This window comes from Arthrobacter sp. PAMC25284 (assembly GCF_019443425.1).
Lineage (GTDB): Bacteria > Actinomycetota > Actinomycetes > Actinomycetales > Micrococcaceae > Arthrobacter > Arthrobacter oryzae_A.
The window spans coordinates 425,523-438,498 of the sequence record NZ_CP080382.1; the positions used below are offsets into that span (position 1 = coordinate 425,523).

Annotated in this window: 12 protein-coding genes; 8 read left to right on the forward strand and 4 right to left on the reverse strand. The window is 66.7% G+C overall.

The window, feature by feature from the left end; translation table 11 throughout:
- The first annotated feature begins 8 nt into the window (after window positions 1-8).
- The 3 genes from KY499_RS18660 to KY499_RS01990 are packed head-to-tail and all read left to right on the forward strand — an operon-like array spanning window position 9 to window position 1,712.
- Window positions 9-458 (forward strand): phosphate/phosphite/phosphonate ABC transporter substrate-binding protein, encoded by a 450-nt coding sequence (locus KY499_RS18660; RefSeq protein WP_375141131.1) that lies wholly within the window; start codon window positions 9-11, stop codon window positions 456-458.
- Window positions 391-714, forward strand: a complete 324-nt coding sequence (locus tag KY499_RS18665; RefSeq protein WP_375141110.1) for a PhnD/SsuA/transferrin family substrate-binding protein — start codon at window positions 391-393, stop codon at window positions 712-714. The genes KY499_RS18660 and KY499_RS18665 overlap by 68 nt, the downstream gene beginning before the upstream one ends.
- A complete protein-coding gene (locus tag KY499_RS01990) occupies window positions 708-1,712 on the forward strand; it encodes a radical SAM protein (RefSeq protein WP_123254212.1) in 1,005 nt (334 codons plus the stop codon). Before KY499_RS18665 ends, KY499_RS01990 begins: the two co-directional genes overlap by 7 nt.
- A gap of 55 nt (window positions 1,713-1,767) precedes the next feature.
- Here KY499_RS01990 and KY499_RS01995 read toward each other — a convergent pair whose 3' ends face one another.
- Window positions 1,768-3,720, reverse strand: a complete 1,953-nt coding sequence (locus KY499_RS01995; protein WP_219886120.1) for a M13 family metallopeptidase — start codon at window positions 3,718-3,720, stop codon at window positions 1,768-1,770.
- A 249-nt stretch (window positions 3,721-3,969) separates the two neighbouring features.
- On the opposite strand from KY499_RS01995, the gene leuA reads away from it, so the two are divergent.
- From leuA to KY499_RS02010, 3 genes are all read left to right on the forward strand, one after another.
- Window positions 3,970-5,709 (forward strand): 2-isopropylmalate synthase, encoded by a 1,740-nt coding sequence (gene leuA / locus KY499_RS02000; RefSeq protein ID WP_123254210.1) that lies wholly within the window; start codon window positions 3,970-3,972, stop codon window positions 5,707-5,709.
- A 91-nt stretch (window positions 5,710-5,800) separates the two neighbouring features.
- The gene (gene recO / locus KY499_RS02005; protein ID WP_123254209.1) at window positions 5,801-6,550 is read left to right on the forward strand and encodes a DNA repair protein RecO; all 750 of its coding nucleotides are present in this window, start codon (window positions 5,801-5,803) and stop codon (window positions 6,548-6,550) included.
- 71 nt (window positions 6,551-6,621) lie between these two features.
- Window positions 6,622-7,404 (forward strand): isoprenyl transferase, encoded by a 783-nt coding sequence (locus KY499_RS02010; protein WP_375141111.1) that lies wholly within the window; start codon window positions 6,622-6,624, stop codon window positions 7,402-7,404.
- 4 nt (window positions 7,405-7,408) lie between these two features.
- On the opposite strand, the gene KY499_RS02015 is transcribed toward KY499_RS02010, so the two are convergent.
- Window positions 7,409-8,515 (reverse strand): alpha/beta hydrolase, encoded by a 1,107-nt coding sequence (locus KY499_RS02015; protein WP_123254208.1) that lies wholly within the window; start codon window positions 8,513-8,515, stop codon window positions 7,409-7,411.
- Between the two features lie 12 nt (window positions 8,516-8,527).
- Complete coding sequence (locus KY499_RS02020; RefSeq protein WP_375141112.1) at window positions 8,528-9,526, reverse strand: alpha/beta hydrolase; 999 nt, start codon at window positions 9,524-9,526, stop codon at window positions 8,528-8,530.
- Between the two features lie 130 nt (window positions 9,527-9,656).
- On the opposite strand from KY499_RS02020, the gene KY499_RS02025 reads away from it, so the two are divergent.
- The gene (locus tag KY499_RS02025) at window positions 9,657-10,730 is read left to right on the forward strand and encodes a quinone-dependent dihydroorotate dehydrogenase (protein ID WP_123254249.1); all 1,074 of its coding nucleotides are present in this window, start codon (window positions 9,657-9,659) and stop codon (window positions 10,728-10,730) included.
- Between the two features lie 85 nt (window positions 10,731-10,815).
- Here KY499_RS02025 and KY499_RS02030 read toward each other — a convergent pair whose 3' ends face one another.
- Window positions 10,816-11,415, reverse strand: coding sequence for a DUF3043 domain-containing protein (locus KY499_RS02030; protein WP_123254207.1), 600 nt, complete (start codon window positions 11,413-11,415; stop codon window positions 10,816-10,818).
- Window positions 11,416-11,521: 106 nt separating this feature from the next.
- Here KY499_RS02030 and KY499_RS02035 point away from each other — a divergent pair, with 106 nt between their 5' ends.
- Window positions 11,522-12,952 (forward strand): dipeptidase, encoded by a 1,431-nt coding sequence (locus KY499_RS02035; protein WP_123254206.1) that lies wholly within the window; start codon window positions 11,522-11,524, stop codon window positions 12,950-12,952.
- Window positions 12,953-12,976: the final 24 nt, after the last annotated feature.

Below are 12,976 nucleotides of genomic sequence, written 5' to 3' on the forward strand. Positions count from 1 at the left end.
TGGACTTCGTGCTGTTCTCCAACTACGGTCGCCAGGTGGATGCCCTGCTGGAGGGCACCATCGATATTGCCTGGAACACCAATCTAGCCTGGGTGCGGACTGTCGCCCGGACTCAGGGCGCGTGCCGTGCACTGGCCATGCGGGACACCGATGCGGCCTTCCGGTCCGTCTTCGTGACCCGTGCCGGCAGCGGACTGGCAGGACTGGACGATCTGCGCGGCCGGCGACTGGCCCTTGGGTCACGTGATTCGGCCCAGGCTGCAATCCTTCCGGTCCATTTTCTGGCCCGGGGCCGGTCTTGGCAACGGGGCGGTGGAGCTGCTGCGGCTCAACAGCGACGTCGGAAAACATGGCGACACCGGCCGCAGCGAACTCGATGCCTTGCGGGCAGTGCTCGACGATCGCGCCGACGCCGCCGCGATCGGCATCAACACGTGGGAGGCGATCGGTCGGGATGAGCTGATGCCCGGTGCCTTCGAGGCGTTCTGGGAGTCTCCCGTCTACAGCCACTGTAACTTCACGGCGCTGCCGACCCTCCCGGAGGAGCGCACCGCGCCCTGGGTCGAGCACCTGTTCGCGATGGACTGGGACAACGCGGCGCACCGGCCCATCCTCGAAATGGAAGGACTCCGCCGCTGGGTGGAGCCCCGGATGGAGGGCTATCAGACCCTCTTCGATGCCGTCGATGAGCAAAGGATCGGCTCCCGATGGTGAATCCCGTCGTCATACTCGAACTCATGGAACGGATAGCAACCATCCCGGGCGGCTCCACTGTGACGGTGCCGCTGGGAACCGGGGACCCGGCAGAGGCAGCCCACACCGTGGCCGCCTGGTGCGAGCGAACCGGCAACGAATTCGTGCATGTTCTCGACGGCGCCGTAACGGTCCGCCGGGGCCGTGCCGCCGACCCGCTCGCGGCGGTGGAGCCGGAACGGCAGCCCGGGACCCGGCTGTGGATGTACACGAACTTCGACTGCAACCTGGCCTGCGACTACTGCTGCGCCCGGTCCTCACCGCAGACCGCCCGGCGTGCCCTCGGTATCGACCGGATACGCCGGCTCGCGGCGGAAGCCGTTGACTCCGGGGTCAGCGAGCTGATCCTGACCGGGGGAGAGCCGTTCCTGCTGCCGGACCTGGACGAGCTCGTCGCCGTCTGCACGGACGCCCTCCCGACCACGCTGCTGACCAACGGCATGCTCTTTCGCGGGCACCGGCTTGAACGGCTGCGCCGCATGGACCGCGACAGGCTCACACTGCAAATCAGCCTCGACTCCGCCATCCCGGAGGGTCACGACAGCCACCGCGGCAAAGGTTCCTGGGAAAAGGCGGTCGCCGGGATCCGGATTGCCCAGGATGAGGGGTTCAGGGTGAAAGTCGCGGCGACCCTGCCTGCCGCGCAAAGCCACGAACTCGCGCCATTCCACGAATTTCTCGATACCCTGGGTATCGATCCCGACGACCAGGTCATCCGGGCACTCGCGCACCGGGGCAACGCCGATGCCGGCATCGAATTGACGGTCGAATCCCTGATCCCCGAGGTCACGGTCACCGCCGAGGGCGTCTACTGGCACCCAATCGGCGCCGATGACACGGACCAGATGATCACCGCGGAAATCTTCCCCCTCGCCGCCGCCATCGATGAGGTCCGCCGCCGGTTTGCGGACCAACGGAGCCGCGCCGACGCCGCCAGCCAGTGGTTCCCCTGCGCCTGAGCATTCCGCCCACCCATCAGCGGCGCCAAAAGCGCCAACGTCACCGGGGCCCGGGTCACCAGATACTGACGCGGTCCTCCGCAGGCATCCACATGGCGTCCTGGCCGGTGACGCCAAAAGCGGCATGGAAAGCATCGAGGTTCCTGACGATCGCGTTGGTCCGGAACTCGTTGGGGGAGTGCGGGTCCGTGGCGAGCCGGCGGACCGCTTCCTCGGCCCGGATGACCTGCCGCCAGCCCGCGGCCCAGGACGCGAAGAAGCGCTGAACTCCGGACAGCCCGTCCAGTACGGGCGGCTCCTGGCCGTCGAGACTGATCAGGTAGGCCTTGTACGCAATGGCCAGGCCGCCGAGGTCGCCGATGTTCTCCCCCAGCGTCAGTTTTCCGTTGACCGTGTGGCCCGGCGCCGCGCTCGGGGACAGCACGTCAAACTGTGCCACCAGTTTCGAGGTCAACACCTCAAATGCGGCACGGTCGTCCTCGGTCCACCAGTTCCGGAGCATCCCGCTGCCGTCGTACTGCGAACCCTGGTCATCGAAACCGTGGCCGATCTCGTGGCCGATCACGGCTCCGATGCCGCCATAGTTGACGGCGTCGTCGGCGTCGGCCGTGAAAAACGGCGGCTGCAGGATGGCAGCCGGGAACACGATCTCGTTGAGCAGCGGGTGATAGTAGGCGTTCACGGTCTGCGGCGTCATGAGCCACTTTTCCCGGTCGACAGGCTTGCCGACCTCATCGAGGTGACGGTCGACGTCGGCGCTGTGGGCGCGCTCGACATTGCCCAGCAAATCCCCGGGAACAATGTCGACGTCCGCATAGTCGATCCACTGGTCAGGGAACCCGATTTTCGCCCCAAACGAATCCAGCTTCTTCAGCGCCTCCAGCTTCGTATCCGCACCCATCCACGCCAGGTCGCTGATGGACCCGCGGTAGGCCGCAATGAGGTTCGCGACGAGCGTCTGCATCCGGGCCTTGTGCGTGTCGGGGAAGTGCCGGGCCACATAGATCTGGCCCACGGCTTCGCCAAGGGCTGCTTCGACGACGGCCACTCCACGCTTCCAGCGGTCCCGGATCCGCGGGGTACCGCTGAGCGTGGTCCCGTAGAACGCGAAATTGGTGTTCACAAACTCCGTGGACAGGTACGGCGCGGCGGCACTGATGACGCGCATGGCGAGCCAGTCCTGCCAGGCCGCGAGCGGCTCGGAATCGAGCAGACCAGCCGCGCCGGAGAAGAAGTCCGGGGTGCTCACGACAAGTTCTGCGCGCTTCTCCGCAGCAATGCCGGCGGCGTCGAACCACGCGCCCAGGAGCGGGAACAGCTCCGCCGCTTCGACCGCGGACTTCAGGTTGTAGGTCTTTTGCGGATTGCGCAGCGTGACGTTGTCCCAGTGATGCGAGGCGAGGGCGGTTTCGAGCCCCACAACCCGGTCGGCGGCGTCCGCCGGGTCCGCGACACCGGCCAGGACGAGCATCGATTCGACGTGCTCCCGGTACGACTGCACCATCGGCGCGAACTTCTCCACCCGGTAATAGGACTCATCGGGGAGGCCGAGGCCGGCCTGGCCGGTGTAGAGCAGCACCCGGTCCGGGTTGCCGGCGTCCGGCGCCGGGTAGATATAGAACAGGCCGGACACGTCGGCCCGGAACAGGCGTCCGGCAAGCGCGATGAGTTCGGCCACCGATGTGGTGGCGAAAACCTCGGCGAGACGCCCGCGGACGGGTTCCAGGCCCTTGGCCTCGACCGCGGCCTCGTCCATGAAGCTGCTGTACAGGTCGCCGATCTTCCGTTCGACGCCGGTGGCCTCGCCGCCGCGGTCCGCGGCCTGTTCGATGATCTCCTTCACAGCCAACTCGGACGCATCACGCAAGGCCGTGAACGTACCCTCCAGCGGACGGTCGTCCGGAATCGTGGTGCTCTTGAGCCATCCGCCATTGACGTGTTGATAAAGGTCGTCCTGTGGCCGGACACCGGCGTCAAAGATGGAAAGATCGATTCCCGAAAGCGGCACGGATACTCCCTTGAGAGGCAACCCGGTCCCGACGCTGGCGGGACAGGGTCTGCATGGTGGACGGTGAAGTGGTCTGGCTCCATCATCTTACGCACCCGTGTTACTGTGAAATGGTGCGCGCAGAACTCCTTCTTCTTAGCTGCCGCGGCGAGGCCTCAGACGCAATCTAGCGCAAGGCCCACCCTCGCTGCGGAGTTTGTGTTGCCCGGCCACCTTTCACCCTGAATCACAGAAAAGGCCCCGAACGTAATGCGAAACGCACAGAAGCCCTCAGGAATGCCCGTCCACCGGTACGTCCCCTTCCAGGACCTGATCACCGTGGAACTGCCCGACCGCAACTGGCCGGACAAGGTCATCACCAAGGCCCCCCGCTGGTGCGCCGTGGACCTGCGTGACGGCAACCAGGCCTTGATAGATCCAATGAGCCCGGCCCGCAAGATGAAGATGTTCGATCTGCTGGTACGGATGGGCTACAAGGAAATCGAGGTCGGATTCCCGTCGGCATCGCAGACCGACTTCGACTTTGTCCGGCAGTTGATCGAAGGCAACCACATCCCGGATGACGTCTCGATCCAGGTCCTGACGCAGGCCCGTGAGCACCTGATCGAGCGCACCTACGAATCCCTCGTCGGCGCGAAGCAGGCAATCGTCCATCTCTATAACTCCACGTCTGTCCTGCAGCGCCGGGTTGTGTTTAACCAGGACGAGGATGGCATCCTGGATATCGCCCTGCAAGGGGCCCGGCTGTGCAAAAAATACGAGGAAACTCTCGGCGATACCCACATCACGTACGAATATTCACCGGAGTCGTTCACCGGCACCGAGCTCGAATACGCGGCCCGGGTCTGCAACGCGGTCGCCGATGTCTTCGAGGCGTCCGCGGACCGGCAGGTCATCATCAACCTGCCCGCTACAGTCGAAATGGCCACGCCCAACGTTTACGCCGACTCGATCGAATGGATGCACCGTAACCTGCACCCGCGCGAGGGCATCATCATCTCCCTGCACCCGCACAATGACCGGGGTACCGGCGTCGCGGCCGCAGAACTCGGCTACCTGGCCGGTGCCGACCGGATCGAAGGCTGCCTGTTCGGCAACGGTGAGCGGACCGGCAACGTGGATCTGGTGACGCTGGGCCTGAACATGTTTGTCCAGGGCATCGACCCGATGATCGATTTCTCGGACATCGATGAGATCCGCCGAACCGTCGAGTACTGCAACCAGCTGCCGGTCGCAGAACGCTCCCCGTATGGCGGGGACCTCGTCTTCACCGCGTTTTCCGGCTCCCACCAGGATGCCATCAAGAAGGGCCTCGAGGCGCTCGAGAAGGACGCCGCGGCGGCCGGAAAAGACGTCGCCGACTACCCGTGGCAGGTCCCGTACCTGCCAGTGGATCCCAAAGACGTCGGCCGCAGCTATGAGGCTGTTATCCGGGTCAACTCCCAGTCCGGCAAGGGCGGCGTCGCCTACCTGCTCAAAAACGAACACAGCCTGGACCTGCCCCGCCGTGCGCAGATCGAGTTCTCCGGCGTCATCCAGAAACAGACGGACACCATGGGCGGCGAGGTCAGCGGCGCCCGGCTCTGGCAGGTTTTCCAGGATGAGTACCTGCCATCCGGCGCTGCCGATGAGCAGTGGGGACGCTACGCCCTCGGTGCGATCAGCACTGAAACGGACGAAGGCGGCGACATGACACTGACGGCGGCGTTGAAGGTCGACGGCGTCCAGGTCCGCCGCACCGGCACCGGCAACGGCCCTATTGCGGCGCTGTTGAGTATTCTCCGCGAAGACGGCGTCGACGTCCGCGTCCTGGACTACAGCGAGCACGCCCTCTCGGAAGGCGGCAGCGCCTTGGCCGCCGCCTACGTCGAGTGCGCCGTGGGGGAACGGGTCCTCTGGGGTGTCGGAATCGACGCAAACACCAGCACTTCCGCGCTCAAGGCCGTTATCTCCGCCGTGAACCGTGCCATCCGGGACGCTCGCGCCTGAGAGTTCATGAGTGCGCCCTGCGCCGCCGGGACATCGGCGGTGAAGGGCGCGCTCATGCCGTGTTTCCCGACAGACAGTGCGAAGATTAACCGTGGCCCCATCCTTTGCAGCGCGCACCTACCGCGACGACGCCGTGGTGCTTCGCACCCATAAACTGGGCGAGGCCGACCGCATCATTACGCTGCTGACCAAGCATCACGGCCAGGTCCGGGCCGTTGCCAAGGGAGTCCGCCGCACCAGCAGCCGCTTCGGTGCCCGGCTGGAACCCTTTATGGTTGCCGATCTCCAGCTCATCTCCGGCCGCAGCCTGGACATCGTCACGCAGGCCGTCGCGAAGGGCGCCTACGGCGGCGCCATTGCCGCCGATTATGGCCGGTATACGGTGGCGGCGGCCATGACCGAAACTGCCGAGAAACTCACCGACGTCGACGGCGAGTCCGGAACCGCCCAGTACAACCTGCTCGTGGGGGCACTGGCCTCCCTGAGCCGTTCGGACCATGCCCCGGAACTGATCCTCGATTCCTATCTGCTCCGGGCCCTGTCCACCGGCGGGTGGGCGCCCAGCTTCACTGACTGCGCACGCTGCGGTGCCGCCGGGCCGCACAATGCCTTTTCCGCGCCGCTCGGCGGCATGGTCTGCCCGGACTGCCGGCCGCCGGGATCCCCGGCCCCCGCCGTGGAAACTGTACTCCTTCTGGGTGCCCTCCTCACCGGGAACTGGGCGACGGCGGACGCCTCCGCCACCGTCCACCGTCGTGAAGCCGCCGGTCTGGTTGCGGGCTACTTGCAGTGGCATTTGGAACGTGTCCTTAAATCCCTCAAACACGTGGAGCGTACTTAACAGTGGCGTTGGGAAAGAGCCTGGGGCGGAACCCGGGGAAGAAGAGTCCGGTCCGGCAACGGAGCACACCGGTGGTGGCCCCGTACCCGCACGCTTCCGGAGCTGTCCCGCCAGCGATCCCGCCCGAACTCATACCGCGGCACGTCGCTATCGTGATGGACGGCAATGGCCGCTGGGCGAACCAGCGCGGCCTGCCTCGGATCGAGGGACACAAAGCGGGGGAGCCGGCCCTTCTGGATGTTGTGGCCGGCGCGATCGAACTCGGCATCGAATACATCAGTGTGTACGCCTTTTCCACCGAGAACTGGCGCCGGTCCCCGGAGGAGATCCGCTTTCTGATGGGCTTCAACAAGGACGTGCTGCGCCGCCAACGCAACCAGCTCGATGACTGGGGCGTCCGCATCCGCTGGTCCGGGCGGCGCCCCAGGCTGTGGGGATCGGTGATCCGCGAACTGGAGGAAGCCGAGGACTACACCCTGGGCAACAGCACCTGCACCCTGAACATGTGCGTCAACTACGGCGGCCGGGCGGAGATCGCGGACGCCGTGACCGCCATCGCGGAGGATGTCGCCGCGGGGCGCCTCAAGCCCAAGGCCATCACGGAACGGACCATCCAGAAGTATCTGGACGAACCCGACCTCCCCGATGTGGACTTGTTTCTGCGCAGCTCCGGAGAGCAGCGGTTGTCGAACTTCATGCTGTGGCAGTCGGCCTATGCCGAATTCGTTTTCCTCGACACGCTGTGGCCTGACGTGGACCGGCGCACCCTGTGGGATGCCGTTGACATTTACGCCCAGCGTGACCGCCGCTATGGCGGGGCTGTCGACGCCGCCCCCGGCGCTCCCGCCGGTTAGCCCCTTATCCCGGACAGGCGCGCAGCCACTGGACGAGATCCCGATAGGCCTCCCGCCGGATGCCGCGGCGGGACAGGAAGATGTCGTGGATCGCTCCGGGGTAGCGGTAGATGGAGGTCCGGCGGCCCAGGCCCAGTGCGCGGCGGGCGGTTTCCTCTACGTCGATGACGGCGTCGACGCCCATCAGCTCCTCGCTCCATTCGGCCTGGATCCGGGTCCTCCCGGCCAGCATGATCAGCACCGGTTCCTGGATGTCCAGCTTGCCCTCCACGAGCGCATGCCCCGCAAGTACGGCTTTGGTCCAGCCCGCCCTGATCGGAAACGACGCCGTCGGACGCCACCGCGGGTCCAGCTCCCATTCGCCGTGTGCCTCCCGGCTCACGCTCTCCCAGTAGCCGGGCATATTGGGCAGCCGAAAGGACTGGTGGGGATCCGTCCGCGCCAGCAGATCGACGAGCCGGGTGGCGATCGTGCGGATCAGGCTGCTGCCCTGAAGCTCCAGCCACGGTGCGTTCAGGATCAACGTCGCCAGTTCGCCCGGATGCCGTTCCGCCCACAGGGCAGCCACCAGGCCGCCGAAAGAATGTGCCACCAGATGCACGGCCGGCGCGTCGGCCCGGCCGGTGCGGAGGGCAAGGTCCGCCGCGATGGCTGCCATGGCGGCCGCGATGTCCTCGTCGTAGTCCGCGAGATCGGAGATGTCGCCGGGACTCTGCCAGTCCCGGAGGCTCCGGCCAAACTTGCGCAGGTCGAGCGCATAGAAGTGGAGGCCTTCGGCTCCGAGGTGTTCCGCGAGTTCCGCCTGCAGGAAGTAGTCCGCCCAGCCGTGCAGGTACAGAATCGCCTGCGGCGGTGCGGCGGGTGCCGGTGATGCAGCCGGCCCGGCATCGTCGGGGCAAAGCCGCCGTCGCAGCGCCGCAGCGAGCGGGCCGCCGCCCTCCGGTCTCCGGCCCGGACCCGGGGTCCCGGCCGGGGTCCCGGCCTGGACCCGGTGCCGGACTAGCGTGGCCACCACTGCCCCTTCGGTGTCCTGCGCCAGCGGCAGCTCCAGGCACTCGAACCCGCTGCCCAGCACGTCCGGCTGCCAGACGGCGTCCTCCCGGGTTGTCACGGTGCTCCGCCGTCATCCAGGACGTAGGCCCGGATCCAACGGGCAAGCCGGTTGTAGGCGTCCGCGCGGACCCGCGGTGCGGAGAGGAAAACATCGTGCAGGGCCCCATCGATCCGCTCCAGCGTCACAGTCCTGCCCAGGCTCAAAGCACGAACCGCGATCGTGTTCACATCCAGGACCGCGTCTGTGCTGCGCATGGATTCCTTCCAGAACATTCCGTTGGCGCTGGCCCCGGAAATGAGCACCAGGATCGGGACATCGATGTTCAACCCGCGGGCCACCCGGGACTGTCCGGCCAGGACGGCGCTGAGCCAGCCGGCCCGGACGGGGAACGCATGAGGTGGCCGGTACTGGTCGTCCAGCGTCCACTCGCCCTCGGCCGCGCTGCTGATGCTGCGCCAGTAGAAGCCCCGTTCCGGGAGCCGGATGACGGATTCGGGCCACAACCGGGCAAACGGCTCCACCATGGTCCTGAACGCACGGCGCAGAGCAGGACTGCCATGCACTTCCAGCCACGGGCTGTCCAGAACCAGCTGGGGCCGCGTCCCCCGGGTGGATGCTGGCCCACAACGCCGCGATCAGTCCGCCGGTGGAATGCCCCATCAGGGTCAGCTGCGGCGGGGCTGTTCCCGCCGGGCGGAGCGTGGCGATGATGCCGATGGCAGCGGTGATCTCGGCGTCGTAGTCGGACAGATCCGCAACGTACCCGCCGTGGGTTCCGTGCGGCAGGCTGCGGCCGTGGTTGTGCATGTCGAGGGCGAAGAAATCGAATCCCCGGGCTGCCCAGAACTCCGCCAGTTCGACGTTGAAGAAATAGTCGCTCCAGCCGTGCAGGAACAGCACCGCTCGGCCGTCCGCCGGACGTTGTTCGCCAGTGGCGTCCGGGATGCGCCGGACCAGGGTTGCCGTCCGTTCGATCCCGTCGGGACCCGCCGCCTGGAAGGCGCAGGCCTGATAGTCATCGCCCAGGATGTCTGTCTGCCAGTCCATCGTGACCTCCTCAGGAATCATGCTAGCGCCCGGCGCCCGCTGGCTGCCGGATGCTCCGGCGGAAAGCGGCGGCCCGGCCGTGCCGGGTCATACGGGCGTCCTGGTCGTGTCCGGGTTTGGTCTGGGCGGCATGAACCGGAAAACTAGAGCCATGCGCGTATATCCCACCTTCTTCCGGCTGGCCTTTTCATGGATGGACGCCGAGCGCGCCCACAAGATCGGCTTCAAGGCCATCCGGTTCGCCCACCGCTCCGGCGCCGGCCGGGTGCTGCAGAAGTTCACCGCGCCCGCGGCGTCGCTGCAGACCCAGGCGTTCGGTCTCACCTTTCCTTCGCCGTTCGGCCTTGCGGCCGGCTTCGACAAGGAAGGTCACGGCATTGAGGCGCTGACCGAGCTCGGCTTCGGCCACGTGGAGGTCGGGACCATCACCGGCCAGGCGCAGCCCGGCAACCCGGCACCCCGGCTGTTCCGTCTGGTCGAAGACCGGGCAGTGATCAACCGGATGGGCTTCAACAACGACGGCGCCGCTGCGGTGGCGCCGCGGCTCAAGTCCGCCAGAGCCGCCCTACAGCGCCACTACCCGGCTGTCCGACCCGTGATCGGCGTCAACATCGGCAAGAGCAAGGCGGTGGAACTGGACGACGCGGTTGAGGACTACCTCGTCAGCGCGCGCAGTCTTGCTCCGGCGGCGGACTACCTCGTAGTCAACGTCAGCTCTCCGAACACCCCCGGACTGCGACTGCTGCAGGACGTGGCGACCCTGAGGCCCCTGCTCACTGCGGTGGGGCAGGAAGCCGACAAGGCCGCCGGCCGGCACATCCCGCTGCTGGTCAAGATCGCGCCGGACCTCAGCGATGAGGACATCGACGACGTCGCGCGCCTGGCTATGGATCTGCAGTTGGACGGCATCATCGCAACCAACACCACCATTGGCCGCAGCGGGCTGGTCTCAGGCCCGGACACGGTCCAGGCCTGCGGCGCCGGCGGCCTCTCCGGAGTGCCCCTGAAGGTGCGCTCCCTCGAGGTCCTGGCCCGGCTCAAGGCCTTGACCAACGGGGAACTCACCCTGGTCTCAGTTGGCGGCGTGGAAACGGCGCAGGACGTCCAGGAACGGCTCGACGCCGGCGCCACCCTGGTCCAGGGCTACACAGCGTTCCTCTACGAGGGCCCGTTCTGGGCGGCCCGGATCAACCGGATGCTGGCCAAGCACCCCGCGCGGCGCTAAGCCACCGCAACTGCCCTGACATAAAAGAAGCCCCCGTCGCCGGGGGCTTCTTAGTTGCGGTTCCGCAAGGGCCGCGTCGGGTGGATCAGGAGGGGAACTCGCCGCGCCGGACCAGCGGCTTGGGCAGCCGCAGACGGCGGAACTGCAGGGAACGCATCGAGCCATACCAGACGGTGCCGCGATCGACGTCGCCGAACTTCTCGGTCAGGCGTTTCTTCAGCTTGCGGGAGAGGATAAAGACGTCAACAAAGACGGCCAGGAACATGATCCAGAATCCGCCCAGGACGTAAATCATCTGCTCACTCGCGGCCGGGACGAGGAGGGAGATGATCACGAACACAAGTGCGCCAAACATCAGGTATTCACCGAGGCTGAACCGCGCGTCCACGTAGTCGCGGGCAAACCGCTTCTGCGGGCCCTTGTCCCGCAACGGCAGGAACCGCTCATCCCCGGTGTCCAGGGCCTGCCGCATTTTGAGCCGCTGCTCCTGCACCGCGGCGCGCTCGGCCGCCTTAGACGCCTTACGGTCCTCCGGCACGAGTGGTCGCTTGCGAGCGGCCACTTGGGCGTTGCGCTTAGGCGTGGGCGCGCCCTTGCCTACAGCGGTGTCCCGGGCGGCAGCCGCGGCTGCCTGCCGGTCAATTTCATCCTGCGCCAGGGGCGCTTCCTTTTTACGTCCAAACACCCCTCCAGAATACCCCGCGGTTGCACGCCCGAGACGCAGCCCACACGGGATCAGGCCCGCAGCGGCGCCGTTTGCGGGGACAGGGGACACAGGTATTGTTCTGGCCATGACTTCATCTCCCGCGCAGAACCCGCATACCGCCGACGCCCGGACCGGTACCCTCGACGCCGAGGCCATACGTCAGGCCGTTACCGAATCGTTCGACGGGACCATCCGCCACTTGAAGGACCTGGTCGCGATCCCGGGGATCGCCTGGCCGAGCTTTGACCAGGAACCGCTGAACCGCAGCGCCGACGCTGTCGCCGAACTTGTCCGCTCCAGCGGCTTCGAGAACGTACAGATCCTCCGGTGCGACAAGGAGGACGGGACACCAGGCGGGCCTGCCGTCGTCGCCCGCCGCCCGGCTGCGGCCGGAAAACCGACAGTTCTCCTCTACGCCCACCACGACGTCCAGCCGACCGGTGACCTCGCGCTCTGGGAGACAGAACCGTTCACCGCCGTCGAACGCAACGGACGGCTCTACGGGCGCGGCGCCGCGGACGACAAGGCCGGGATCCTTGCCCACATCGCCGCCTATACGGCGGTATCCCGGGTCCTCGGGGAAGAACTTGGCCTCGGCGTCACATTTTTCTTCGAAGGCGAGGAAGAAGCAGGATCGCCGACCTTCCGGTCCTTCCTGGAGGCGCACCGTGACCTGCTGCGCGCGGACGTGATCATCGTCGCCGACTCCAGCAACTGGAAGGTTGGTGTGCCGGCGCTGACCACCAGCCTGCGCGGACTCGTGGACGGGACCATCGAGGTGCAGGTCCTGGACCACGCCGTGCACTCGGGCATGTTCGGCGGGCCGGTGCTCGACGCCCCCACGCTCCTTGCCCGGTTGATAGCCACCCTGCACGACGCCGAGGGAAACGTCGCGATCGAGGGGCTGGTGAGCCGGGACGACGCCGCCGTGGATCTGACCGAAGCCGAATACCGGGCCGACGCGTCGGTGCTCGACGGCGTGCGGCTGGCGGGGACGGGCAGCATCGCCTCACGGCTGTGGACCAAGCCGGCCCTGTCGATCATCGGATTCGACGCCCCTGCCGTTGATGTGGCCTCGAATACTCTGCTGCCGCGGGCACGCGCCAAATTCAGCCTGCGGCTCGCACCGGGGCAGGACCCGGTGGCCGCCATGGAGGCGGTAAACCGCCATGTGGAAGCCAACGCGCCCTTTGGTGCGCGGGTTATCTTCACTCCGGGGGAGAGCGGTAACTCCTTCCAGACGGACACGTCATCCAAAGCCGCAACCATGGCCATGTGGGCCCTCGGCGAGGCCTGGGGTGTGCCGGCGGTGGAAATGGGCATCGGCGGCTCAATTCCATTTATCGCCGACCTGACAGATCTTTACCCGGACGCGCAGATCCTGGTCACCGGCGTCGAGGATCCCGATTCCCGCGCCCACAGCGCCAACGAATCCCTGCACCTGGGAGACTTCCGGAACGCGGTCGTCGCTGAGGCCTTTTTGCTTGCCCGCCTCAATGCTGAGGGTCTTGGCTGAACCAGTCCGATTCGGGGGAGCCGG

Coding starts and splice junctions, on each gene's coding strand:
- KY499_RS02020 (WP_375141112.1), bottom strand. CDS start 9,526: ATGATTCCTGAGGAGGTCACGATGGACTGGCAGACAGACATCCTGGGC.
- leuA (WP_123254210.1), top strand. CDS start 3,970: ATGCGAAACGCACAGAAGCCCTCAGGAATGCCCGTCCACCGGTACGTC.
- KY499_RS01990 (WP_123254212.1), top strand. CDS start 708: ATGGTGAATCCCGTCGTCATACTCGAACTCATGGAACGGATAGCAACC.
- KY499_RS02035 (WP_123254206.1), top strand. CDS start 11,522: ATGACTTCATCTCCCGCGCAGAACCCGCATACCGCCGACGCCCGGACC.
- KY499_RS02025 (WP_123254249.1), top strand. CDS start 9,657: ATGCGCGTATATCCCACCTTCTTCCGGCTGGCCTTTTCATGGATGGAC.